Origin of the sequence: Nocardia donostiensis, assembly GCF_002081715.1 — a bacterium.
Classification (GTDB): domain Bacteria; phylum Actinomycetota; class Actinomycetes; order Mycobacteriales; family Mycobacteriaceae; genus Nocardia; species Nocardia donostiensis.
In genome coordinates, this window is sequence record NZ_MUKP01000028.1 from 14,292 (window position 1) to 40,669 (window position 26,378).

Genomic DNA, 26,378 nt, shown 5'->3' on the forward strand with positions numbered 1-26,378 from the left:
TGACCGAGTAGGCTATGCAGAACGCGGTGAACCCGTTTGTGCCGGTCACCCTCGAGCAGGCTTGTGCGCGGTGTACAACCACCCCCGGACGGGAATCCACACGAGGTCGGTCTCGTGCGGCCGCAGCGTCGCTTCGACGGCGGCCTTGGCTTTGCGTACGGCCATCGCGTCGGCGCCCGCGACGAACGAACGCAGTTGGGCGTCGAACAAGAATTCGGTCGCGTCGCGGCGGTCGCGGCCGAGGACGGCCCGGGTCTCGAAACCGGTCGCGGTGACGGCGGCGAAGCCCGCGGCGGTGAGTACGTCGCGAACCTGATCGGGATCGGCGAAGTCGGTGCTACCGGGGGCGAGGACGGCGAAACCGGAAGTCGGCAAGTGCTCGGCCAGCGCCGCGAAGATCGCGGCAACGGAGTCGCCCGGCTCCCGATGACAGGTGAACACCAGCCGGCCGCCTGGCTTCACGGCGGTGGCGATGTTGGTGAACGCGGCGACGGAATCTGCGAAGAACATCACCCCGGCGCGGCTGATCACCGCGTCGAATCGGTCAACGGTGAACTGGTGGACCTGTGCGTCGCCCTGCTCGAACGTGACGTTGGTGAGCTTCTCGGATTCGGCGATCTGTCGTGCGCGGACGAGCATCGGCTCCGAGAGATCGAGCCCGACTACTTGCCCGCGGTGGGCCATCCGGGCAGCGGTGCGGGTGGTCTGCCCCGTCCCACAGCCGATATCGAGCACGTGACTGTGTTCGCCGAGCGCGGCGGCTTCGAAGAGATGCTCGTTGTAACCGCTGGCCATGGTGTCGTATCGGACGTGGTGATCGGCCCAGTGGTGTCCGTCAGCTCCGTTCCATACCTGGAACTGCTCGGTGTTGCTGATGTGCGCCATAGCGATTCTCCTTGGGGACGCGGTCGTTGGGATCGACTGTGTCCCACGGCCCTGCTGAACCGGTGTCGGATGTCTGTCACCGACCCCGATGGCCACCCTGGAGAATCGTGGTGTGCGCATCGAGGTTCTGGGTCCGCTGCGGGTTGTCGCCGACGGCCGGAGCGTGGGTGTGGGTGGGGTGCGGTCGCGAGCGCTGCTGATACGGCTGGCGCTGGAGGCGGGCCGTGTGGTGTCCACGCGGACACTGGTGGAATCGGTGTGGCCGGAAGATATTCCGGATCATCCGGATGCCGCTCTCCACTCGCTGGTGGCGCGGTTACGGCGGGCGCTGCCCGAATCGGCGATGCTGCTTGCGGAGTCGGCGGGTTACCGGCTGGACGTTCCCGCCGAGACGGTCGACGCCGTACGTTTCGAGCGACTGGCAGAGGAAGGGCGCCAGGCCCTCGGAGCCGGGCACCGCGGCGCAGCCCAGGAACTGCTCACCGAGGCGCTGGGGTTGTGGCGGGGCGAGCCGCTGGCCGATGTCGCTCATCTGCCGTTCGCAGCCGCGGTGGCCGCGCGGCTGGACGAACTGCGGCTGACTGCCACCGAAGACCGGATCGAGGCGGTACTGAGCGGGTCTTCCCCAGAGCGCGCTCTGCTATCGGTGGAGCTGAGTCAGCTGATTGCCGCCAACCCGCTGCGGGAACGATTGCGTGGCCTTCTCATCCGTGCTTTGGTTGCCAACGGCAGGCAGGCAGAGGCGCTGTCCGCGTACGAAGACTACCGAAGCGTGCTCGCAACGCAATTGGGTACCGATCCCGGCCCGGAACTGCGCGAGCTGCATATGCGAATGCTGCGCGGAGACACGGAGTGGTCGCACATCCGCGGGAACCTGCGTGCGCCGTTGACAAGTTTCGTCGGCCGCGAGGCCGATCGGCGTCAGGTCGGCCGGCAGTTCATGGACAATCGGCTGGTGACCTTGGTCGGCCCCGGCGGAGTGGGCAAGACCCGCCTCGCCACCGCGACCGGCGCCGAGCTGGATATCCCGGTCTGGCTTGTGGAGCTCGCGCCGGTGATACGTCCTGATGAAGTGCCCCGCGCGGTGGTGGCCGCCCTCGGCCTGCGGGACTCGGCGGATGCGACATCTCGTCTGGTCGAGATGCTCGCGAACCGTGAGGCGGCGGTCATCCTCGATGGTTGCGAGCATGTGATCGGGGCGGCAGCACAGCTGACATCGGAGCTACTCGGCCGTTGTCCCCGGCTCCGGATACTGGCCACCAGCCGCGAACCGCTCGGTATCACCGGCGAGGTGCTGTTTGCGGTAGCGCCGCTGGAAGCGGGTCCCGCGGCGCAGCTGTTCACCGATCGGGCGCGAGCCGTGCGACCCGATTTTGTGCCGAGCGACGATGTCGATCGGGTCTGTCACCGCTTGGACTGCTTGCCGCTGGCCATCGAGCTGGCCGCCGTCCGCCTGCGATCAATGTCGATCGAAACGCTCGCTGCCCGGCTGGACGACCGATTCCGGCTACTGACCGGCGGCAGTCGCACCGCGCCTCCCCGGCACCGGACGTTGCGGGCTGTAGTGGAGTGGAGTTGGGACCTGCTGACCGACACCGAACGCGCCGCGGCGGAGCAAGCAGCCACCTTCCCCGGGAGCTTCTGCGGTGAGGCCGCCGAATATGTCGGCCTCACCGCAGACACCCTGCATGCTCTGGTCGATAAATCGCTGCTGGAGTACGCGGGGGACCGATACCGGATGCTCGATACTGTCCGCGAGTTCGGTGTCGAGCAGCTGGCCGCGACTGGCCGCCTTGCTGCCGCTCGCACCACCCATGCCGCCTACTTCCTCGAGCTGGCCGAACGGGCAGAACCGCACTTGCGCGGCTCCGGACAGCTCTCGTGGCTCACGCGCCTCGATACGGAACGGGACAACATGAACGTGGCACTCGCGTTCGCCGTGGACAGCGAAAACACCGATACAGCCGTCCGATTGGGCGCCGCACTCGGTCAGTTCTGGACCGTTCACGGCGCTCACGCGGAAGCCACCGGGAAACTGCGCGAGGTCCTCTCGATGCCCGGTTCGGCCCCGGCCGAGGCCCGACTGCGCGCGATCGCCGCCTACCTGCTCAACGCGACCTTCGCGGGCAGTCTCGGCACCACCGCGGCCACCGTGGAACGCCCCGGCGCCACGCATGAACCGATCGCGGCGTTCATCTGTGCCCTGCTCGCCCTCGCGACCGGCAAGACCGACGACGGATTGGCAACGCTGGAACCGCACCTGGAGCACCCCGATCCGTGGACGCGAGGAATGCTGTGGTTCGCACGCTCGCTGTTGCATAGTGCAGCGGGCCGGGCCGACAACGGCCGACTTGCTATCACCGCAGCCGTCGAGGGGTTTCGCGGCTGCGGTGAGCGATGGGCGTTGTCGCTGTCGCTGATGTCGCTGGCAAGTACATTGATCACTGCCGGTGACACCGTCGAGGCCCTGACCATGCTGGACGAGGCGGCGCTGCTCTCCCGTGAACTCGGCATCCACGACGGGCAGCAAGCCTGGCTTGCCATGGTCCGCATCGACGCCGGAGATATCGATACCGCGCGCAAGCAATTGACGGAAGTTCTCACCCGGGGCGCCGCTCCGCGCGAGGTCACCCTCGCCCGGATCTCCCTCGCCGACCTGGCTCGTCACGACGGCGACCTCACCGAGGCGAAGCGGCACCTCGGCTACGCCGCGGATGCCACTGATCCGCCCGAGCGTGCCTTGTATGCAGCCGGTGCGGGATATCTCGCCGCGGCTACCGGCGATTTCACCGCCGCCGCACGCTACCTGGGCGAAGCGCGAGATATCGCCGTCGGCCTGCCCGATATGCCGATGTTGGCCCATGTGGCGGTCGGGATGGCCGACCTGGCCCACCGGCGAGGCGAGCCCGATCGGGCATCGGAGATTCTCGGCGTGGCCCACGCATTGCGGGGCGGCCCCAACTCCGGTAACCCCGACGTCGCGCGGTTGGCAGCTGCTCTGCGGGGATACCGAGACGATTATGAGCGCGGATGCGGCCTCGGCCCCGCGAGCGCACTCGCCGAGGTCCAGGCATACTGACCGCGCCTGCGGTCACGACCGCGCGGCCTTCTCCCGTTTCGCTACGTACCCGGCGCGGCAGCCGCGGCAACAGAATGCATACAGCTCGCCATCGATCTCGATGGTGGGGGTGTTGTCATCCAATGGAACGAGCACTCCGCACATCGGGTCCTTCAACGCCTTCCCCATCTCCGCGTCCTCGCGGTACGGATCACTGAGCATCTCGACGAGGTCTTTGGACTTCACCATCTTTCCGAACATCCCGATGCTCCCCTCCGAGATCCCGAGGACGTGGACCTGTACCGTCGGCCGGCGGTAGGGCAGCTCCCGATCGTCGAACTCGTCGGAGATGATGCGTGTCGCGTAGGAGATCAACGTCTCGCTCAAATCCTTCCGCCACGGTCCCGGAACATGAATTCGGACCAGACAGTGCGGAGGATCCTGATCGGTAAGGGCATGCTCACCGGCAACCCAGACCTGCGGCTCGTGCACCACCACTTGAAACATCGACGCGAACACGGCCGCCGAACGGGGCGCCATCTCGTCTCCGCCGCCGTCGGGTTCGCCGGCCCCCAACTCGTGGATCGTGCCCAGACGCCGGGCTACCCGCCGCCGTTGCGCCGGATCGAGCGCGCCTTCGGACAAGAACAATTCGATGAACATCATCATCTGTCACCTCCCCGCGCAGCGTCCCGAAGCGGCCTGCTGGATCGCTGTCGAATCACTGCCGCCGGTCGTTCGAAGGCACCTGGTGGTTTGACGGATCGGTAGTGCGCACGACTTTTTCGGGTGCCGCAGGGGCCCGCCGTCATCGCCAGGGCATGGGCCGCCCAACTCTGCTGGCAGCGGCCCATGCCCTGCGCCTCGCATCGCGGCGGTCAATTGCCCACCAACTCACCTGCCGACGCGGACCGCGGGGGACAACGAGATGCGGGTTCAGGCGGCGGGATGGCCGTCCCACGAGACGAGCTTCCAGCCCTTCGCCGGGGTGCCCTTCACGACCACTTGGCCGGTGTTGTGTAGCGGATCGGACTGCAGCTTGCTCATATCAGGATTGGAGACGGACATGAGTACCCAGAACATGATGGCACCGCCATGGGAAAAGATCACCGCACGCTTGCTGCGGCGGTCCTGGATATCCTGGATGGAGTCGTCCATGCGCTTTTTGAACTCGTGACCGTTGATCGAGCCGGGGATCCGAGCATCCAAGTTGCCCTGCAGCCACTGGATCGGTGCAGCCAAGTAGCCCTCGCGCGCGTCCTTCTCGGGCGTGCCCTCGTAGATGCCGGCCTCGATCTCGTGCAGTCCCTCTTCGACGACTGTGGAATGACCACAGAGCTGCGAGGTCGGCTCCGCCGTCTGTTGGGTCCGGATCATCGTCGACGCGTAGACGCCGTCGAACTTGCAATCGGCCAGCAGCCGGGATACCGCAGCGGCTTGCGCCCACCCCTTCTCGGTCAGGCCGGGTCCGGGGACAGAAGTGTCGATCAAACCGGAACTATTGCCGGCCGATTCGCCGTGGCGGACAAAGGTGAGGAACATTTCACCTGTGTGTGGTGCTGCGGCCGCGCTACCTGCTCCGGCTGCCATGAGCGCCACCGCGGCGATGATCGCTCCGATCATCGCAACCAGGCGAGACTTCATCAGATTCATAGGGACTCCGTCGTGGATGGGTCGGACCACACTGGGACGTGCCAGTGGCTGGAGTCACACTAAGATCGGCTCGACAGGCCCCCAATAACGCGTCCCGGTGGACGGGAACCTTCGGCCATCTTCTTACCCGCCCACACCGCAGGCTTCGCGAAAACGGTCAGCGGCGCCGACTACAGTCGGGAGGAACATCCTCCCAGGACAGGGTCACGTTTCCCATTCGCAGGTGGATTTGCGCGATGGGATGGGTGAGGGCGTCGATGAGACCGTTACCGGAGAAGCGGATCCCTTTGACCGAAGCATCGGGGATCTTGTGCCCCCGCCGAGAGCACAACATCGACGCAGGTCTATCCTTTGAACTCGCCAGGGAGATCGGCCTCGAATTCTTCCTTGATCCGCTGCGCGGTACCTTCACCGGCCAGCTTGTCGAGAATCTCAGCCATGTATCGCTCGGTCAGGGCTGCCCGTTTGTCGATCCAGGCCAGCATGAAACTGGCATCGACCGGGATACCGCGGTAGTTTTTGATATCTTCCGTCCAGGCCACGTCGCCCGCCTCTCCTGAGCCCGATAGTGTGTCCCTGCTTATGGACCATTGGCCGTAATCGGCGGCCAGAATGTCGTTCACATCGACCGAAGAGCCGTCGATCAACGGCCCAGGATTGCTCGGGGTATCGATCACCCGCTGGAACAGCACCGCCGCCGGCTCACGTGCGCCATACGACCAGGCTCTGGTCTGCCAGGCCCAATACTTACCCTCGCTGGTGCGGCCGATCACGCTGTCCTCGATGGCCCAGGCGCAGACCCGGGAATGGCCATAGATACCAGTGCGAGCCAGGCCGATGACCTCGTTGACACCCCGGAAGAAATGCACCGCGGTCTGGTTCCACTGCTGCAGCGAAATATCCTCATCCACCGAGAAATAAATCGGTCGGTCGGCGGGACCCCCTGCCGCGCGGTGCCGTTCGTCGGCCTCCCGGGCCATGCGTTTGCCACCCTCGTAGCCGGTGGTCCAATCGCTGGGCGCAGCGGGGTTGCCGGGCTTTCCGAACTGCCACACGCTGGCCACATCCACTCCGGCGGCCCTCAGTTGGTCGGCATAGCGCTTGGTGATCGGTTTAGCCTGCATCCATTCGGCGCCAGGACGCGGTGGTGATACATAGGCGATGACCGCCGAATGCCCGGCGCTCTTGATCGCCTGCGGATCGATCAGGCGTGCTGCGAAATCGATTGCGGTACCCACAATTCGCCCTCCTGTCGGTAACGAACATCGGAACCTCGCAATAGGAACCGAGACGATAAGTGGGTGAGGTGCGCTCATTGTCCCAGTTCTCCGCACGTAGCGGCGGCTTTTCGTCCCCGAGGGTTCACGTAAGCGTCCTTGGCCCCGGGTCGCCACCATTCTCAGCCCACATCAGGCGATGCCAGAATTTGTGAACACCCGCCTACACCGCCTGCTCCGCGCTGGTTGTCGGAGGAGCAGGGAATGATCGGGGCCGCGTCCTACGCAACCCCTGCCGATGGCGCCCGAATCTGGTACCGAGATACCGCGCACACAAATGGGAGCCCACCCATATTGCATATCCAGGGCTTGGCGATCCGGAGTCCGCGACGGTCACGCCGGCCTCCGGCGACACCGCCGCGCTGGTGCCGTTGTTCTACCCACCTGCCTGGGTCGCCGACCGCCCCGAAACACACGCCCGCGTCAACGCTTTCCTCACCCGGCGCACCCCACCCATACCACGGTTAGCTGGATGCGCCCACGAGTTCCGCCCCGTGGATCCGGGCGGCCTTTTGCATCCCGTCATCCAGGGTCATCAGTGGGTAGGAGAGGCGCTGGGCCAGCGCGATATACCAGGCATCCGCGTAGGGTGATACCCAGCCGCTGCTGCGTTTGCTTCAACTCTTCGTCCCATGTGGCGATAGCTCGCCGCTGCAGTTCCCGCCGAACATCAGCTGCCATCAGGTCCCGCAGATACGCCGAGACCGACTTGTGTTCAGCACGGGCTTTCTCCGCGATCACCGCGGCCACTTCATCCGGGACGTCTCGCACTTGAACCGTCGCCATTGCCCGCTCTCCTCCGCATGATTACATGCAGTAATTCATGCGCAGGACAGCATGCATCCGTGGCAGGAATGGGCCGATCTGCTAGAGGAAGGCAGCCCCACCATCAGTTAGCGCCTCGTGGAAAACTCCGAGCCCTCACTGATCGCGTCCAACGCCCCAAACCTCACCCTTCGGTCCAGATTCGTTGCATCATGTGCCAGTCGGCAGGATGGGCGGCGATCCCCGCGGCGAACCGGTCGGCCAGTGCCTGGGTGGTGCGCTGGACTCCGCCGGAGGTGTCGATCGGTTCGCCGACGGAAAACCCCCACCCGGCCGGGGCGAACCAGCAATGCACCGGTAGCAGTGGGGCACCCGTGTCGATCGCCAGCCTGGCCGGGCCGGCGGGCATGCGGGCATGCTCACCGAAGAACGTGACCGGGACGCCTGAGCCGGACAGGTCGCGCTCGCCGAGCAGGCAGACCAAGCCACCCGCGCGCAGTCGGTCGACCAGCTGCGGGAACGGTGGTGTCGCGCCACCGGTCAACGGGATGATGTCGAATCCCAGATGCTCGCGGAAACGGACGAACCGTTGAAACAACGCTTCCGGTTTCAGTCGTTCGGCGACAACGGTGGGCGTGCCGACCCGCTGGACGAGCCAGACTCCGGCCAGATCCCAGTTCCCGCTGTGCGGTAGGGCGAGTATCGCGCCGCGGCCGTCGGAGTGGGCACGGCGGATGTGTTCCAGCCCGGTGGCCGAGGACTCGATCTGCTCCGCCAGCTGTACAGGGTCCATCGCCGGTAGCCGGAAAGCCTCCCGCCAGTACCTGGCATAGGAGCGCAGGCTCGCCCGCAGCAGGTCCTCAGGTACCTGTTCAGGGGCGACCCCGAGTACGCGGGCGAGGTTGCGTCGTAGCTGGGGCGGGCCGCCGTTTCGGCGCGCGACATGATCGGCTCCCTTATCGAACGACCAGACCGCCCACCGCTGTGGCAGGGCGCGGAGCAATCGCCAGCCCGCCGCATAGCCGATCCCTTGCGCAGATGCGGGTATTTTCATCGCGCGTCTGCTTCGTTACGCGCCGTTCTCGGGTGACGCGGAGCCCTCGGGCCTTGTCCGGTGCTTTGTCGTGGCAGCCCGGAACACAGGTCGGTGATCAGTGCTGCTCGTCGGTGTCATGTAGGGCTCGGGGTCGGCGGGGGCGTGGCTGAACAGTCCCGACGTATCGTGCATGCTTGGTACTCCTGTTGTGTGTGATGCTCATCCGCATAACGGTCAGAGCGGGATTTCCCGGTGTCGCAAACGCTTGTGACGGGGGTCGCCCGTATTCCCCCGCGTACTTCGGATTCGGGGCGCCGTGGAGACGAGCCGAGCGGGCAAGCAGAACCTATCGGCAAGTCATTGCCGAGCGCAGTACTACCGGGTTCTTGATTACCGACTTCGTGGGCATCGGCAGGGGAAGGTACGTGTTCGGTAGCGTCATGGTCGACGTTTCCTGACTCGGTCATTGACGGACCGGATTGACGTGAATCGGTCGATGACATGACCCGGGGGCGGTCACGTGCGGTGGATCGCCGCTCCCTATCCTACGCGCTCCATCTGCCGGTTTCCTGACCAGCCGTAACGCCGCGAGCAGCCCGTGCACCGACGGGCCTGCACAAGAGGACGGCCAACCGGGCTGCGGGGACCAGAGCACCGGGAGCTGATGCCGCCTGGCCATCTGGTTCAGTGTGACAAGGTGCTGGTGTGGTTGGGCGCTTACCTCGGTCACGGTGACCGGCAGCGCCGCGGCCCGCAGCAGGCGGTGGCACCCCGGGAAGTGACGCCGTCACCGCCCTGGTGTCCACCGCGGAGGCAGGCATGGTGACCAGGGCGGTGCTGGTCGAAGTATTCGGGGCCAGCGGCCGCTTCGATATCGACGGCGCGCTCCATCAGTTCCAGCTGGCCGGCCTGGTCTCGACCACGCCGGAGGCGATGCCCGCGGAGGCGGCGATCAGCCGGGTCCGCGACTACATCACCGGACGCGAGCTCGACACCACAGGGTATCCGCTGTCGGAGCTGGTCGCCGAGCGATTCAGCGTCGGCTGGATGGTATACGCGCCCGTGCCGGAAGGTGAGATCGCGATCGGCCGAGCGGTGTTCTATGTGGACGATGACGGCGTGCTGGAGCATTCGACGTCATCGGTCGCGCCGGCGACGGTTATCGCCGAATTCGAGCGGGCCTTCGCCGAACGCAATGGGCTCGAGAAAGTCCCCCCTCCCCGCACGATGACTGATATCCAGCGGCCCAGGGAATTCGGAATGTGTCTACTTGTCCTCGAGGTCCGATTCGTCCACACCTGCGTCGCGCAGGATGCGCGACAGGGTAGCGGGGTTCACCGTGGCCTCCGACCGCTGATCGGGGTTGCGCCGGGCCGCGGGAAGCAACTGGTCGTACCCCGGGTCGCCCGGTCGTAATTCCTCGACCGCGGCGTAAAAAGTGCCGTCGCTCGTCTTGCCGTATCGGTGTCGCAGGATCGTCACACCGTCCTCGGCGAGCCTGGGCGGGCCACCGTCGTGCGTGTCCACCATCTCTGCCATCCTCTCCGTTGCCGGCTGCGGCCCATCGGTCCGGGCTGTGTAGGCATCCATTACCGTTCACATCGCCTCGACGCTCCGATTATCGCTCGGTTATAAGAAGGCGCCGTCGAAGAAAGCGTTCAACTTGGCGGCGGCCCCCACATTGCCGTTGGCGAAAGCGAGCAATCGGCCAGGCCCGCCCACCCAGGCAGAGAACGCCGCCGCGAACAGCTCCACCGGGGAGTTGTAGTGATTGTTCCAGTCCGGAGCGGTTTGAAGGGTTCCGATGACCTGCGCATGCAGCTGCTGCCAGTCGTCTTCCTCGCTGCGCCACCCGTAGGCGTCATCGGCAGCATGACCGAACTCGTGCCAGACCAAATCGCCGTGTGCCCGATCCCCGAACGCCCTGCCTGCATCGACGTACAGACGCCCCTCAGCAGGAACGTACTCGCCGCTTACCCACTTCCATTTCACGCGGTTGTCGTTCGGATGGAACTCGGTTTCCTCGAGACCGCGCAGCGCCCACACCGGCTTGTTGCCGATGACGATGCCACCGCCCTGGTCGTTGAGGAACTCGGCGACTCGTACGTAGATGTGCTCGGGCACGGCGGCCAAATGCTGCAATGCCTTCAGGGTCTCCGGCGTCCGATCGACGAGTTCGACGAGCGGCCCACCCTCTGGCGACTGGTAGGCCACGGTGAACTCCGTGTCGGCGCCGAGCCCGATGCTGTCACCGGAATACAGTGGCGTCTTCTCGCCGGGCGCGATTTCTCGGCCGTTGACATAGGTGGGCGCCTCCGCTGCCTCATGTGGAGTGACCCAGAGCCGGCCGGACGGGTATGCCCCCAGCACAGCATGTTGTTCGGAGAGCAGGTCACGCATAGCGGAGTTGGCCAACTCGGGTGGCAGCACGGCGTCCCGTCCGCTTCCGAGCACCACAGGCTCGCCGGAGGCAATTCTCAGCGGCTGATCGCCGTATGCGCCGGTGAGCTTCACTCCCACCTCATAAGGCTGGTGGGAATAGCCGGTACTGAATTGCGCAGCGCCGAGCCAGCCACCCATACGGAGCCTGTCGTCCGGGAGCATCATTGCTGTCTTCCCGGGCTCCATTTTGTTCCCATTGACCCAGGTTCCAGCCCCCGTGTTTTCGTCACGCAACCACAGCAGCCCGTTCATGTCACGGTAGATGGTGGCATGATGCCCTGGCGCACCAGCCGATGCGAATTCACTCGCCAAGGGTGAATCCGGATCGCTGCCCAGTTTCACTACCGCACCCCGCTGCAACGTCAACGGCGGCATGTCCTGGTCATCGGACAGTCGCAGCTGCACCGGACGTCCCTCGCCGTACACCTCGAGTTTGCCCACGTGGTGATCGAAGGAGACCATGGCGTCAGGGCCCACATATCGCTTTTCACCAGGCGGTATCGGCCTGCCGTCGACCTCGATACGAGGGCTGCCCTCGGAATCCGACGAACGTACCCATATCCGGCCGTCGAAATCTCGTCCCACGAGTACTGCGCGCATAGGCTCCCCGACCATCCGCGAGAAACCGTTTCGGATGTCGACCAGAGTCTGTTGCCCTGGCTCCAGGGTCACCTTTGGTCTGCTCTCGAAACCGAAATGGGCAGCGGGCGAAGTGGTATCCGGGTGTGCCGCCGTCCGTACCGCGGCCACGAAGTCGGGGCCCAAGCTCACCTCTGCACCTTCGGTGAGCGTCACCCACCGCCCCGTCGGGATCCTCTCCCCATTCACCCACACCCCCGCAGGCTCCCCGGTGTCGCGTATCCGCACCCGGCCGTCGTGGTCCAGAACCATCGCGGCATGCTGGTCCCCGACCCCAGAGGAATGCCGCAGCTGCGATGAGAAGGGGGAACGCGCATCGGTTCCGATCTCTACCGCTCGACCGGGGTCCAGTCGCACCGGAGCACTGTGCGCACCGCTGCCGAGCATCACTTGGACCGGTTTCACGTCGCCCACCGCATATACCGGAAGAAAATCGATCGAGTGACGGACGGGACCGTACTGCAGAGTGTCGCCAGGGTGCAGCAGACGCCGCTCCCCCATGGCCAGCCGTTCACCGTTCACATGAGTGTCATCGGAACCGCGATCGACAACCCACACCCGGCCGTACGCGTCGACCTGAATCGCCCTGCTCAGGCCGAAGCTCGCCTCCTCACCGGGGCGTATACCCAGCTGGTTGGCGTCCTCGTACACTCGCACCAACGTCTGGTCGCGAAAGAACTCGACATCGAGTCGACCGGTTCTGTCACCCAATTTCACCGTTTCACCGGGGTCCACGTACCGTTTGTCGCCGCCGACCGCCTCGTCACCGACTTCCACGCGGGGGGCACCGTCCGTATCGGAGGCCGGGTCCCGCACCCATACTCGCCCATCGAAATCGCGTCCGACGATCGCCTGCGGTAACGTGCCGCTGCTCCGAAGCTCGGCGGTGCCGATATCGACAAGAACCTGCTCACCCGGCGCCAGCGAGATCGGCGGCTCATCCGGCCCGAACGACAATCCGGCGGGCGGGAGCCGCGAATCGTCGACCGATACGGTCTTGGTCTCGGCAACGAAATCCGGCCCCAACGCCACTTCGTCGCCGTCGGCGAGAACCCACGCCTGGTTCCGGGCCAGTTTCTCCCCGTTGACCCACACTCCGTCCCCACCCCCGTCGTCACGAATCCACACTCGGCCGGACTCGTCGAGTCCCACCACCGCGTGCTCTTCGGCAATCCCGGATCGGCCCCGCAGCTGGGATACGAACGGTGAGGTTTCCGCAGTGCCGAGCACGACCGGCCGGTCGGGGTCCACGCGTACTGGCGGTCCCTCGCCGAATTCCAGTCGTACCGGTGAGCGTTGGTTCGATCCCTCGTGGGCGCCGGGCTGGACGGGAACCGGGTCGGCGACAACCTGGCTCGGGCTGTCGCCGGTATCGCCGGTGTGCCCTGCCGGTGTCGCGCCTCCGTCGTCGAACGTGCTCACGTCCACGTCGGGTGGTGGCGCCACCCGTGGAGCGGTAACACGTTCCGGCCCGGACGTTTCGGGGGCGTGCTGTTCCAGCTCGTCCAGCCGGTGCCGCATCGCGTCGTGAACATCGCGATAGCCCGCCGCTTCGTAGATGGGCCGCAGCTGCTCGACCCGGGCCCGGATTTCCGCTATCTCCGATCGGGGAAGACTGTGGTCTTTCCACTTGATCTCGCCGCTGGCATCCCGTTCGGCGAATTGGCGCGCGAAGACGCTGGACTGCCTGCCGTCGGTAGGTGCGGCGAGGTGGCCGGGGCTGACGTTCCACACCTGCCCCGAGCCATCAAGGACCCATTCATCGGGACTGCGACCACCGACCCCGGTCAGCACATCCAGGATCCCCAAGCGCGTACCGGAGGGTGTAGCAGCCAACCGCTGGCCCGCACCCGGTTCCCGCAGGAACACCTCAGCTCCGGATTCGCCTGGGATCACCTGTGTGTAGATCTGATCACCGGCCAGATGCACCGCGGGCGACCGCGCGCCCACCGCATCCGCGATCAGGGCCGTGAAGAACCGCTCGTAAGCCTCATTCTTGGTCGGCACCGTTTCCCGCAACAGCTGTGTTCCGTCGTGGAATGTCAAACGCTCGATGACGCGTTCCCGGCCGCCACCAGCGACCGGAAATGCCTCGGGAACCGGTTCCACCACTGGTGGCGGCTCCGAACGCAACAGCTCCTCGACTCGGGTGGAGAATCTCCCCTGCCGGGCCACCGACGCGCTGAGCTCGTTCCGGGGCATCGAAGACCATCCAGGGCTGTGGACGCGCAGCCCCGACCCTGCAGCGCCGACGAAGCCACCGGCGAAACCGGTCACCGCGGACTCCCGCACCATCCGGAAAATATCCCCGAGCGACTGGATCTCGTCGCCGTGGATGATCAGCGATGGCACCGCCCCAGCCACCCCACCCGCCAAACCACCCGCTCCGCCGAGCAGCATCGTCCTACCCAGATGTGAACCGACCAGGCCGGCCCGCGACGTAGGACCCGAACCCAGAAACCGCCCGAACAGTCTCGGCGCCAGCCGCCGACCGACCTCCGCACCCACCACCCCACCCACGGTGCCGCCGAGAACCATCTCCAGAAACGCCGCCACGTCGAACTCGTCGCGCACGCCCGACTGGATATCCCACACTTGCGCGCCCACACTGATGGCCCCGCCGGACAGCGCGCCGATCTTCCCCGCATGGATCGCCCCGTGCAGCGCCGCACGCCGGGCGGCACCCGTGGCCACATTGTCGGCCACGCCCACAGCGAACCGCGACACCGCCATCCGCATCGTCTGCTCGGCCGCCAACCTGTCCGCCAATGCTTTGAACCCGCCGCCGTAGATGAACAGCGCCGCGTCGTATGCCAACTGGGCTGCCAGCACAACCCCCGTCATGATCAGCAGATGCTGGGTTTGGATCGTCATATCCGCTGTGTCGTGACACTGGCGTCCCAAGCTCTCACACAATGCGGCTTTAGCACGGAGCGCGGCGACGATCTTGCCGTTCCGTTCCGACATACCGTCACGTGTTCTGCCGGAGACCGAACCTTCGGCGACGGCGCTTTCGGCTTCGTAATCGTCGGCTTGCGCGTTCAGCTCCGTACAAGCCTTCAGGTACGCGTCACCGCATGCGCGCATCCCTTCCGAGTCTGTTCTCGGCCAGTGACCGATCACCAGATCCCGGACCACCAAGGGAAGACCGGCCACCATTGCCAATGCGTCCACGTCGGCTCGCCCTCCACACCTCCAGTCGCGGCATCACCGCTGAGCCACCGCACTGGCACGTCGACATGGCACCGCATCCGGCAATGACGGAGCCGAGCTGTCGCCGCAGGTATTTCATACAATCGCAACAGCCGTGCCCCCAAGGTTGGGAATTCGTGGTCCATCGATGCCGCCGATAATGGCGTCACGCCATCTCACGGAGCTTCCTCATGCCTGAACGCTTTTTCGCGGATCCGGAGCAGCTACGGCGCCAAGCACCCGAGTTCGATCGAATCGCGGACGGTGTGTCGGGAACGGTGCAGGAACTGGAAGCAGCGCTCGCCGCAGCGGGCGCGCCGTGGGGCGACGACGACGCGGGCACAGCATTCGCACGCAGCTACATCCCGGAGAAAGAGCAGGCCCTGTCCGACCTGAACACCTTGGTTCAGGTGCTCCAGCAGTCCGGCCGCGACCTGGAGCAGCTCGCGGACAACCTGTCGCATATGGACGACATGGGCAGACAACAGATCGCGAACAGCGACCCCGCGTCCCCCCGGACCAGCGCGACACCTCTTCCGGTCCACGTCGGCCCCGGCTACCCCTCGGACCCGTTTACACCGACGACGCCCGCCGCGCAGCCTGCTCCAACGGAGCCACCCGCGACCACGCCCCCACCCGTCAGCAGCCCGGCCACCGTACCGGAAACCGCAGATGAGGCGCCTCGTGTCCCGACGGGAACACCCGGCGACGGACAGGCAGACAGCTTCCCGGCACACGACCAGCAGCAAGGACAGCCTGCGGACGGTTCGCCCAGGAACAACCCCCCGGACAGCACGCGCGACAGCGCACCAAGCCCCAGCGGACCCCCCACCCAGCAGGCAAGCACGAACCGAACCGCACCCCCACAGCCTTCCACCGCGACCGCCCGGCCTGCCGCATCCGCCGCGACGCCGCGCCCGCTGCCCAGTCCGTGGAGTAGCCCGTCGTCACCCACCAGCCCCTGGGGCGCCCGCCCTACCGCCACCGGTCCCACCGGCCCCGCTGCTCGTCCCCCGCGGATTTCCGCGCCCACCCCGGGCACGCCCGGCGCCGGACCCCCTCGGATCCCGCCCCGTCCCACCCAGCCGCAATCCCAGCCCGCGCAGCCGCAGAAGGCCGAGAAACCGGACCGGAAACCCAGTGCACCGCGCCTGGCTGCTCCGCTCGCTGAATCTCTGGCAGCGCGGTTGACCCGGGAGTTGGCCGAACGCCACCGCATCTGGGCATTCGGCTTCGACACCAGCGGCGTGCCAGACGAAACGCTCATGGAACTCGTCGCAGCCGTAGACACCATCCTGCCCCGGCACCCGCAGATCGACCTGCGCGCCATCGGTATCGGCGAGCTACCAGACGGGGAACTGACCAGGCTGGAATGGGAAGCGGAACCGGCGGCCGCTCCCGGGAAGCCCTCGAACGGTGCTGCACAACCACCTGCGGGCAACCCCCCACACCACCTGTTCACCGCTCGCATCGTGCTCGCCGCACACGCCGCAACCAACCCCGAGTATCTGGAAGAAACCATCGCCGCGGCCGAAAGCTCACGGCAGCTCGCAGCGAGAAGCGCACGACGCCCCGTGTACTCCTCGATAGTGCGGGAACTAGGCGCAGCCCTCGACGTGGCAGGCGCTTTCCGCGCCCACCGCTCCGCCCACCGCGCCCTCCTCCTCGAATACCTTCCCCTCCACCCACCCTCGCAAGACTCGCTACAGGGCATAGTTACCGGGTTCCGGCGATGGCGCGCCCAACTACCCGGCCGAAGTTTCCGGCACGGCCGCTTCGATCCCGCCGCAGCACTATCGGAGGCCTTCACCGAGGTGGTCTTGAACACCTCCCAAGCCACCCCCGCCGCCAGAGCGTTGCACCGCCTGCTGGTCCACACCGCGGAAGCGAACATCCCGACAACGAATCAGCCAGCGAAAGCGCCTTATTCATCACACAATTTGCGGTGAATAAGGCGTAAGACCGCCGCACGCCTCGCCGATCCACTGACCGAATCGGCGATCTGTGGTTGGCGCGCGCCGACCGTAGTTCACGGCGCTTCTACAGCCTCTCAGCTCAGATACAACAAGACCGTTCCGCGTATTACACGAGCCTGGAGCGCACCCAGCAGGGTTCGCTCGATGTGACCGAATGGCTGCTCTGGTTCCTCGACGCACTACACCATGCGATCGCCCACACCGAGATCACCATCGACACTGTTCTGGCGAAAACTCGGTTGAACCGGATCCTCGACGGCTTCAACGGAAAGCTCACCACCCGAAAATGGGCGATCATCACCAAATACTCACAGGACACAGCTCTCTGTGACATCAACGAACTGGTCGAACTGGGCGCCCTGCGGAGATCAGCTTCCGGAGGCCGCAGCACCTCCTATGAACTTGTTCCCGGCTGACCAGCCGCCGGCCTGTCGAGCCGTGGACTTCGGCGCATCGGTCTCGAGCGATGACTGTGTAGCGGAGACGCTCTGACCAGCGATAAGTCTTTGCCAGGGGGGATCGGTGAACAGTCCGGTCCCGGAAGGAGGTGAGAGCGATGGGTTCCTTCGGGTTCGATTTCGGCGTCGGCCTCGATCTGTTCCTCAAGTGGCTGGCGGTCACATTCGGGCTGGACTTCGGCCTCAGCTGACCATCGGTCCGGCACACAGCTGCGGACGGACCCTTTCTTGCCGTCCCAGCGTAGGAGGCAGTGGGCAGTACGCCTTCTCATGCGCGCTGCCCACTGGTAAAGGGGTACTCGTACGACACCAGAGCCCGACGCGATCGGGTACATGCGCCGCGACATCTCCGGGACCCGACAGCAACGCGACGAAACGTATATCCGCAGTCTCGCCATCACCGGGACCCCCGAACACACTTACGTTCGCTGGGCGCCCGCCGAGATGCACGATTGAAACCTTGCACGTTCCAGAAGAGAACGGTCACAGATCAAGGCCGACCCAGATACGGCAGCACCGCCCTCAGCGGAAAAAGCAAAGGCAAGGAGGACACATACTCCTTGCCACTCTCAATGTATAGCGCACAGGGGGTCTTGCGGCAAGACCCGGGTTGTGCCGCAGAATCTCCAGCCGAAGCCAGAACCTGCGGAAAACAAGCCTTCGCGAAGTATGTGTGCTGTGGCGACGTAGGGGTCTTGCGGTGCGGTTGCGGGCGCCAGGTACGGAAGTGCGGGTGTGCGCCGGACTGCGCGGACCAGCTGGCCGAAGTGCAGCTTTGTCGAACGAGGGGTTTTCATGATCGATGTGATCATTGCCGGCGGCGGACCGACCGGGTTGATGCTGGCGAGTGAGTTGCGGCTGCACGGTGTGCAGGTGCTCGTGCTGGAGAAGGAGACTGAGCCGACCAGGCAGGTCCGGTCGCTCGGCCTGCACGTGCGCAGTATCGAGGTGATGGATCAGCGTGGTCTGCTGGAGCGGTTCCTTGCGCACGGGCGGCAGCACCCGGTCGGCGGTTTCTTCGCCGGTATCGATAAGCCCTCCCCCGACCGGTTGGACACCGCGCACGCCTACGTTCTCGGCATCCCGCAGACCACCACCGATCGCCTGCTCGACGAGCATGCCGTCGCAGTTGGTGCCGAGGTCCGGCGCGGCTGCGAGCTGGTCGGGCTGAGCCAGGACGAACACGGGGTGACCGTTGAGCTGGCCGACGGCATACAGCTGCGTTCGCGCTACCTCGTCGGCTGTGACGGCGGCCGCAGCACGGTGCGCAAGCTGCTCGGTGTCGGCTTCCCGGGGGAGCCTGCCAAGGCCGAGACGCTGCTGGGCGAGATGGAGGTGGACATGCCGCCGGAGACGGTGGCCGAGGTGGTGGCCGAAATCCGCAAGACCCAGAAGCGGTTCGGCCTCGGCAAACTCCCTGGAGGCGAGTTCTACCGCGTCGTCGTGCCCGCCGACGGAGTGGCCGAGGACCGTGCGACCGCGCCGACCCTCGAGGAGTTCAAGAAGCAGTTGCGGGTAATCGCCGGTACCGACTTCGGAGTGCATTCGCCGCGCTGGCTGTCTCGGTTCGGCGACGCCACCCGGCAGGCCGAGCGCTACCGGGTCGGCCGGGTGCTGCTGGCCGGTGACGCTGCGCATATCCACCCACCGGCTGGCGGGCAGGGCCTCAACCTGGGCATCCAGGACGCGTTCAACCTCGGCTGGAAACTGGCCGCCGAGATCGACGGCTGGGCGCCGGAGGGACTGCTTGACAGCTACCACACAGAACGGCACCCAGTGGCCGCCGAGGTGCTGAACAACACCCGCGCGCAGATGGAACTGATGTCCACCGAGCCGGGCCCCCAGGCAGTGCGCAGGCTGGTGTCGGAACTGATGGACTTCGAGGAGGTGAACCGGTACCTGATCGAGAAGATCACCGCGATCGGGATCCGCTACGACTTCGGCGAGGGGCATGAGCTGCTCGGCAGGCGGCTGCGAGACGTGGGATTGAAGCGGGGGCGCCTCTACGAGCTGATGCACGGCGGCCGCGGGCTGCTGCTCGACCAGACAGGCCTGCTGTCGGTGGCGGGTTGGGCCGATCGGGTCGATCACATCGTCGACGTCAGCGAGGAACTGTACGTTCCGGCGGTGTTGCTGCGGCCGGACGGCTACGTGGCGTGGGTCGGTGACGATCAGCAGGATCTGCTCGGCCGGCTACCCGAGTGGTTCGGCGCTGCCGCCAGCCGAGCGCGCAGTTAGGGCCCAGAAAGGGCGGAACCTATCACCCGGATACGAGGCCCGAATCGCCTGGCATGAAAAGACTCCGAATCAACATCGGCAGACTGCCCCGACCGACCACGATCGAAATCGGTGGTTATCGAATGGGAACGCGTATTACATTGCGGCATGCCTTCCGCCGACGCGATCGATACGATCGACAAGAGCTCCGATCCGTGGGCCGCGTACGACGCAGCCGTCGCCGCCGCTGGTTTCTGGACGATGGCACGCCAGCTCCCCGCCACCTTCTTGCGGGTGTTGCAGGAATGCTGGCAGACGAGCCGTCGCGATACCGCAGCGCTGGTGGTGTGCACGCTCTTCGCCGAGATCGGTACCGCGGTCGGGTTGCTGGCCACGACATCGATCTTCGATCGTCTTCTGGAAGTGGGGCCGACACCCGAGCGTGTCCGGGCGGCGGCTCCTGCCCTGTTCCTCGTCGCCACCGTGCTGGTCGTGCGGGGTGCGCTGCGGGAAGGCGCGGTGTGGGCCAAGTCACGGCTGGGTCCGCAGCTGCGCCGCCGCCTCCGGACCCAACTGCTGGCACTGTCCACGAATACCCAGCTCACAGCTTTCGACGACGACGTTTTCAACAACACGCTGCATCGCATCCGGGAACGCGCCCCACACGCGATCGAGGATCTACTCGACAGCGTGCTGCGTTTGCTTGCGGGCGTGATCGGGCTGGCGATGGTGGCGGGTGTGCTGGGTGTGCTGCATCCGGTGCTGCTGCCATTGCTCCTGCTCGCGCTGGTGCCTACCTGGTGGGCGGCGGTGCGGTCCGCCCGGATGGCATACGAGGTGTTTTCCTCGTCCAGCGGCGCGGAGCGCAGGATGGAAACCCTCACAAACCTGATGGCCGACCGCGTGCCCGCCGCCGAGGTGCGCGCTTATACGATGCGCTCTTTCCTGCTCGCCGAGTTCGACAAGCTCGCCCGGCGTGTGCAAGACCGAATGCTGCGGCTGGAAAGCAAACAAGCGGTGAGTCGTTCGGTCGGAGCGGCTCTCGGCGGGGTCGCCACCGGCCTCGTCTACCTGGTCCTTGGCATTCTGCTGTTCACTGCGACGATGCCATTGGCGGTCGCGGGCACCGCGGTCATCGCCATCCGTACGGCCATGAACGCCCTGCGGGAACTGGTGGAAAGCCTCAACTGGAGTTATGAGAACGCCCTGTTCTACCGCGACTATCTCGATTTCACCGCAGACGCCGTAATACGGAAGGAACGGGAAGGCGGTGTCCCGGTGCCCGCTGACATGGACAGGATCGTCGCCCGCGATATCACCTTCAGCTACCCGAACGCGGAACGCCCTGCACTGCGCGGTCTCAGCATCGAGATCGAACCGGGCGAGGTCATCGCTATCGTCGGCGAGAACGGCTCAGGCAAAACAACTCTCGCCAAAATCCTGAGCGGCCTGTACGAACCGGCTACGGGAACCGTGACCTACGGCGGGATACGCCTGCAGGATATCGACCTGGCTCAGTTGCGCAGCCGGATCGCCGTGGTCGCACAGGATTTCACGCACTGGCCGTTCTCGGCCAGGCAGAACATCACCATCGGCCGCCACGACCGCCCAGACTCGGACGCCGCGCTGGCCGAGGCGGCCCGGGCATCCGGCGCCGACCAGGTCATGGCGCGCCTGCCCGAAGGCCCGGACACCCTGCTCGACCCCACTTATCAGGGCGGAGTCGAGCTGTCCGGCGGGCAATGGCAGCGCATCGCGGTGGCGCGTGGCCTCTACCGTGACGCTGCCCTGCTCATCTGCGACGAGCCGACCGCCGCACTCGACGCCCGTACCGAGCACGCCGTCTTCGAAACGATCCGCGAACACGCGGCCCAGCGCACCGTCGTCTTGATCACGCACCGTCTGGCCAGCGTCCGTTACGCGGACCGGATCTATGTGCTCGAACACGGTCGGGTCGCCGAACAGGGCACGCATGGGGAATTGATGGCTCGCGACGGTATCTATCGCGAGTTCTACACTCTCCAAGCACAGGCGTATCGAGATCCGGAAACGAATATCGGTGACGGCGCGGATACCTTGCCGGGGGCCGAAGGTTTTTCCGAGCTGACCAACCACCACACGTAAAGGACACCCCGCCAGGTGCACGGTTCCATTCGTTCGAGGTGGTCGGCGAGGATTTGCTGATGCTGACGGTGGTGGTGTCATCCGGAAAACGCTCGGCCGGGCCTGTTTTGGGCATCGACGATAAGGATGCCTATGAGGGGTTTGCCCGATACTCCTGATGGAGCAGCACGAATACGGTCCCGGCCCGGCCGAGCGGTTCGGCCGACACTACTGCCGTCGAATTGCTTTGATCAGCCGTCAGAAACGCCGCGCGCCACTGACGGGCATGGATGACACCGGAGCGAGTTCCACGCCCACCCCGTATGTCGCGGCGTGAATGATGGTGCCGTTGCCGGCATAGAGTCCCGAATGACTGCCGCCGTAGTAGGCCACCACGTCGCCGGTTTGCAGCTCGTCCAGCGAGACCGGGGTGCCCGCGGCGAGCTGCTGGTAGCTTGTGCGTGGTACTTCCCGGCCTGCTTGCCGGTAGGACCATTGCACCAGTCCGGAGCAGTCGAAGGCGTTGGGGCCGGTGGCGCCCATACGGTATGGGGCGCCCAATTTGGTGCGTGCGGCCGCTACCGCGACCTCACCGGTGGAACGTTGCGGGGTGACGGAATTCCCGGACGGAGCTTGGATTCCGGGAATTCCGCTGGGTATCGGTATCTCGTCGGGGATTTCGAGAGTGCCGACGCCGATGATCGTGAAGGGTTGAGCTGTTGCGGGTGCGGCGCCGAAGAGGACGGCGCCGATCATTGCGGCCGCGGCAACAGCGATTGTGGTACCGCGGCGAAGGTGGTGCTGTACAGAATCCACGTTTGCGGTCCTCCGTGCTCAGGTCGAGAGCCGGAGATTGCGAGGCCCGGGGCCGGGCTTTCACCGACTTCTCGAACAGCTTTTGGAAAACACCACAGCTATGTGTCGGTCCAGCAAATCCGAGGAGCAATGCTTCGCCCTCATCGCGGCCATCGTGTAAAACGACACGGCAAAGTTGGATAACGAATCGATAACGTTCTTGCGCCGCTCGGTTATCGGATGGGGATTCGGATCGACAAAAATTGCCCGAATTCGGGTTATGACCGGCGGTAGCTTGCCCGCAGATGGAACCGCTCCCCCTGCGGCCCGTAGATGCTCAGGTACTCGACCGGATGCTCGTCGGCATTGCCGAACCAGTGCGGCAGATGGGTGTCGAACTCGGCCACTTCACCGGGAGTGAGCACCATGTCCCGATCCCCCAGAATCAGCCGTAACTTACCGTTGAGGACGTAAATCCAGTGATAACCCTCGTGGATGCGCAGATCAGGCTCGCGGTCGGCCTCGCGTCCCGACAGGATCTGCTTGTACGCCTGCAGGCCGCCCGGTTTTCGGGTGAGCGGGATGAAGGTCTGCCCGTGCCGGGTCACCGGACGCGCATACACTCGCGGGTCACCGGTCTCCGGCGCGTTGACCAGCTCGTCCAGCGGCACATGATGCGCCTTGGCCAGCGGTAACAGCAGCTCCAGAGACGGTTTGCGCTGCCCGGACTCCAGCCGCGACAGCGTGCTGACCGGGATACCGGTCACCTCCGACAACGCAGCCAGCGTCATCCCGCTGCGACGGCGCAGTTCCCGCAACCGCGGACCTACCGCCCCGATGACATTGTCGAAGTCGGACACCACAGTTCTATTGCAGTTCTGGCAAATTTCTTTGTCAAGCGCACCGGAACGCTCGCAAGCTGGTCGCAAGTCACGAGTAGAGACGGAGAAACGAGATGGACCAGCAGTTCTGGGACGAGTTGTACGGAAGTCAGGACCAACTGTTCAGCGGGTTGCCCAACGATGTGCTCGTCGCCGAAGTCGCCGGGCTCGAGCCCGGTCAGGCCCTCGACGTCGGCTGCGGGGAGGGTGCCGACGCCTGCTGGCTGGCCGAGCAGGGGTGGCAGGTGACGGCGGTCGACGTCTCCCAGGTCGCCCTGGAACGCGCCGCGAAAATCCGCCCCGACGTGTCGTGGTCGCACGCCGACCTCGCCGCCACCCCACCGCCGCGCCGTTCGTTCGACCTGGTGACAGCCCATTACTTCCCGATCGAGCACGAACCGGGCCACACCATCGTGCGCGGCTTGATCGACGCCGTCGCCCCGGGCGGGACGCTGCTGTTCGTCGGCCACGACCCCGCTGATTTCCCGGACGAACACGAACACGAACACGATTACGATCCCCGCGATTTCTACCTGCCAGGGGAAGTCGCCGACCTGCTCGACGACGAATGGGTGATCCTCGTCAACGAAACACGAGCGCGCACCCGCCCCGGCCCGCCCGGCACCCATCACGTAGCCGACCTGGTGCTACGAGCACAACGCAAGGCACGCTGAGCCGCTTCCACCCGCCCTCCCTCCGCGCGCCACCCCAGTTTGTCAAGAGCAGATTGCTATGGTCTGCCCACCTGTGCGCGGAACCGGGTAGCCACGAAGCGGAGGGAATTCATGCGGCTGAACCGTCGGGCTCGAGGTGTGACGGGTGCGTTCGTGGTCACCGTGGCCGCGGTGCTGGCCGCGGCGACCGCGATATACGACCCTGGTGAGCAGCAGCTCACTCCGGCCGTCTCGGGTGAGGAGCTGGCCCGGCAGTGGACGCACACCCATGACGGGCCACAGCAGTTCCCCGACGTGCATACGGAATCCGACGTTCCGATCACCATGAGCGACGGTGTCGTACTGAAAGCCAATGTGTACCGGCCGATGCGGGACGGTAAGCCTGCCGATGGGCAGCTGCCGACGATCGTCACCATGACGCCGTATTCGAAACTGATGACCAGCCTGGTGGACGCGGCGATGAACCTGCCTGGCCTGCAACCGTTGACGATGGACCTGGTCGGGCGGATCAACCTGTCCGGAACACCGCTGAGCGGGTTCCATGAACTGGTGCACGCCCTCGACGGCGGCACCGTGCCGACGGTGCTCGGTATCGATCAGAAGCTGGTGCGCAGCGGATACAACCTGGTGTCGGTGGACGTCCGTGGCACCGGTTTGTCGCAGGGCGTATGGGACACGTTGGGTGCGCGCGAACAGCTCGATACCCGTGAGGTCATCGAATGGGCGGCCGGGCAGCCGTGGTCGAACGGGAAGGTCGCGATGAGCGGCGGGTCCTATGCCGGGATCAACCAGCTGCGTGCCGCCGAGGACGCGCCCGAACCGCTGGAAGCCATCTTCCCGGTGGTTCCGGGCAGCGATCTGATGCGTGACGTGGTCGCACCGGGCGGCGGTGTCGGCGTCACCTTCCTTCCGCTGTGGTTGACCTCGGTGAACCGAGCCAAGCTTGTCCCGGATGTGTCGTCGATGCTCAACGGCACTTTCGACTGGAAATGGCTCAGCGACCGGATCGCCGACCCGGCCACCAATTACGATCTGCTCGCTCAAGCCCTGCTCACGCCGACATTGCACGAGGTGCCCGACGCGCTCGCGAATGCGCTGGACGAGGACAGCGCATTCCGGCAGAGCATCCTGGGCCACCCGGAGCGGGTGAATGTGCCTGCGTTCGTCTACGGCGGCTGGCACGATATCTTCGCCAACAGCGCCACCGACCTGTACAACAGGATGCCGCTGCCGCCGGGACAGAAACAACTGATCGTCGGCGACACCTACCATGCGAACCCGGGTTCGGGCACCGGGAAGAACGGGGCGCCACCCCGTTTGGATGTGTTGCAGCGAGCCTGGTTCGACCACTGGCTGAAGGGCGTCGACAACGGAATCACCGAATATGGGCCGGTCATCGTCCGCGAACAGGGCGGCGGCTGGGTGACTCTCGACCAGTTTCCGCAGCGGGGAATGACGCATCGCCGGGTCTATCTGTCCAACGAGCCGAGCGGATCCGCCCCGCACAGTCTGCACGACGGGTCATTGACCACCGAATTACCGCAGCAGCAGGCGAAACTCACCGTCGCGCCCGGGATCACCACCCTGTGCTCGCGCGATGCGGCGCAAGGCTCGGCGGGTATCACTGCCTTGATCGACGCCTGCACCAAGGACTCCCGGATCGCCGAACGTAACGCGCTCACCTTCACCAGCACCCCCGTCGCCGAAGCAACCTCCATTTCCGGTCCGATAGCCGTGCACCTGAACACCGTGCACGACGCCGGCGACGGCTACTGGAATGTCACCGTCAACGACGTCGCCCCCGACGGCACCTCCACGGTGCTGACCACCGGTCAGCTCACCGCTTCACTGCGTGCCGTCGACGAAACCCGCAGCACCCGCTCCGCGAGCGGCGACTTCACCGACCCGCACCATCCGATCACCCTCGACAGCATGCTCCCCGTGACGCCCGGCGAACCGGTCACCCTGGATATCGCGGTCATACCGACCCAGGCGGTCCTGCAGCCCGGCCACCGGCTCCGCATCGACGTATTCGCAGGCAACTCCCCCAAAGCGGTCCCGTTCCGCCCGATGCTCAACAACACCGAACTCAAACCGCAACACCTGGTGCTCGACCCGAACGCGCCGAGCTTCGTCAACCTGCCCACCGACCGGCCGCTCACTCCGGTCGCCCAGCCGCGGACCGACCAGGGGCAGCCGAACGCTCAGGAAGCTCCCTCCGCAGCGCCTATTCCCCCGGCTGCAAACCAGGTTCCGGCCCCGCCTGTGCCCACCCCCGAACCGGCGGAGACTCCTCGCCCGGCGCACGCCCCCGAACCGGCATAAAC

General features: G+C 65.6%; 15 protein-coding genes and 1 pseudogene. 8 read left to right on the forward strand and 8 right to left on the reverse strand.

What is annotated here, in order from left to right:
• Positions 1 to 45: 45 nt before the first annotated feature.
• Positions 46 to 885: a class I SAM-dependent methyltransferase gene (locus tag B0T44_RS17925; RefSeq protein ID WP_077114261.1), complete on the reverse strand. Its 840-nt coding sequence runs from the start codon at positions 883 to 885 to the stop codon at positions 46 to 48.
• A gap of 112 nt (positions 886 to 997) precedes the next feature.
• On the opposite strand from B0T44_RS17925, the gene B0T44_RS17930 reads away from it, so the two are divergent.
• On the forward strand, positions 998 to 3,964 hold the full coding sequence (locus B0T44_RS17930) for an ATP-binding protein (RefSeq protein WP_077114726.1): 2,967 nt from the start codon (positions 998 to 1,000) through the stop codon (positions 3,962 to 3,964).
• 12 nt (positions 3,965 to 3,976) lie between these two features.
• Here the strand turns inward: B0T44_RS17930 and B0T44_RS17935 are convergent, their stop codons facing one another.
• From B0T44_RS17935 to B0T44_RS17950, 4 genes and pseudogenes are all read right to left on the reverse strand, one after another.
• Positions 3,977 to 4,612 (reverse strand): hypothetical protein, encoded by a 636-nt coding sequence (locus B0T44_RS17935; RefSeq protein WP_217697409.1) that lies wholly within the window; start codon positions 4,610 to 4,612, stop codon positions 3,977 to 3,979.
• Between the two features lie 267 nt (positions 4,613 to 4,879).
• Positions 4,880 to 5,596 (reverse strand): histidine phosphatase family protein, encoded by a 717-nt coding sequence (locus B0T44_RS17940; protein WP_081512264.1) that lies wholly within the window; start codon positions 5,594 to 5,596, stop codon positions 4,880 to 4,882.
• Between the two features lie 575 nt (positions 5,597 to 6,171).
• A pseudogene (locus B0T44_RS17945) lies at positions 6,172 to 6,912 on the reverse strand (DUF1906 domain-containing protein); the annotation flags it as partial.
• Between the two features lie 910 nt (positions 6,913 to 7,822).
• Positions 7,823 to 8,692, reverse strand: coding sequence for a phosphatidylinositol mannoside acyltransferase (locus B0T44_RS17950; RefSeq protein ID WP_077114257.1), 870 nt, complete (start codon positions 8,690 to 8,692; stop codon positions 7,823 to 7,825).
• A gap of 801 nt (positions 8,693 to 9,493) precedes the next feature.
• Here B0T44_RS17950 and B0T44_RS17955 point away from each other — a divergent pair.
• Positions 9,494 to 10,090, forward strand: coding sequence for a hypothetical protein (locus B0T44_RS17955; protein WP_139347620.1), 597 nt, complete (start codon positions 9,494 to 9,496; stop codon positions 10,088 to 10,090).
• A 213-nt stretch (positions 10,091 to 10,303) separates the two neighbouring features.
• Here B0T44_RS17955 and B0T44_RS17960 read toward each other — a convergent pair whose 3' ends face one another.
• Positions 10,304 to 14,929 carry an FHA domain-containing protein gene (locus B0T44_RS17960; RefSeq protein ID WP_139347619.1) on the reverse strand — a complete coding sequence of 1,542 codons (4,626 nt, stop codon included), beginning with the start codon at positions 14,927 to 14,929 and terminating at the stop codon, positions 10,304 to 10,306.
• 209 nt (positions 14,930 to 15,138) lie between these two features.
• Here B0T44_RS17960 and B0T44_RS17965 point away from each other — a divergent pair, with 209 nt between their 5' ends.
• The 4 genes from B0T44_RS17965 to B0T44_RS17980 all read left to right on the forward strand — a co-directional run bounded on the left by B0T44_RS17965 (position 15,139) and on the right by B0T44_RS17980 (position 21,722).
• On the forward strand, positions 15,139 to 16,896 hold the full coding sequence (locus B0T44_RS17965; protein WP_077114251.1) for a WXG100 family type VII secretion target: 1,758 nt from the start codon (positions 15,139 to 15,141) through the stop codon (positions 16,894 to 16,896).
• A 173-nt stretch (positions 16,897 to 17,069) separates the two neighbouring features.
• Positions 17,070 to 17,339 (forward strand): Fic family protein, encoded by a 270-nt coding sequence (locus B0T44_RS17970; RefSeq protein WP_217697408.1) that lies wholly within the window; start codon positions 17,070 to 17,072, stop codon positions 17,337 to 17,339.
• An 837-nt stretch (positions 17,340 to 18,176) separates the two neighbouring features.
• Positions 18,177 to 19,619, forward strand: a complete 1,443-nt coding sequence (rox, locus tag B0T44_RS17975; RefSeq protein ID WP_077114246.1) for a rifampin monooxygenase — start codon at positions 18,177 to 18,179, stop codon at positions 19,617 to 19,619.
• A 147-nt stretch (positions 19,620 to 19,766) separates the two neighbouring features.
• Complete coding sequence (locus B0T44_RS17980) at positions 19,767 to 21,722, forward strand: ABC transporter ATP-binding protein (RefSeq protein WP_081512266.1); 1,956 nt, start codon at positions 19,767 to 19,769, stop codon at positions 21,720 to 21,722.
• A gap of 237 nt (positions 21,723 to 21,959) precedes the next feature.
• Here the strand turns inward: B0T44_RS17980 and B0T44_RS17985 are convergent, their stop codons facing one another.
• Together B0T44_RS17985 and B0T44_RS17990 are read right to left on the reverse strand one after the other, a co-directional pair.
• Complete coding sequence (locus B0T44_RS17985) at positions 21,960 to 22,457, reverse strand: C40 family peptidase (RefSeq protein WP_077114244.1); 498 nt, start codon at positions 22,455 to 22,457, stop codon at positions 21,960 to 21,962.
• A gap of 317 nt (positions 22,458 to 22,774) precedes the next feature.
• Positions 22,775 to 23,359, reverse strand: coding sequence for a helix-turn-helix transcriptional regulator (locus B0T44_RS17990; protein WP_077114242.1), 585 nt, complete (start codon positions 23,357 to 23,359; stop codon positions 22,775 to 22,777).
• 92 nt (positions 23,360 to 23,451) lie between these two features.
• On the opposite strand from B0T44_RS17990, the gene B0T44_RS17995 reads away from it, so the two are divergent.
• Entirely contained in the window at positions 23,452 to 24,051 is a 600-nt protein-coding gene (locus tag B0T44_RS17995; protein ID WP_077114240.1) for a class I SAM-dependent methyltransferase, read from the forward strand.
• A gap of 111 nt (positions 24,052 to 24,162) precedes the next feature.
• Entirely contained in the window at positions 24,163 to 26,376 is a 2,214-nt protein-coding gene (locus tag B0T44_RS18000) for a CocE/NonD family hydrolase (RefSeq protein WP_081512267.1), read from the forward strand.
• Positions 26,377 to 26,378: the final 2 nt, after the last annotated feature.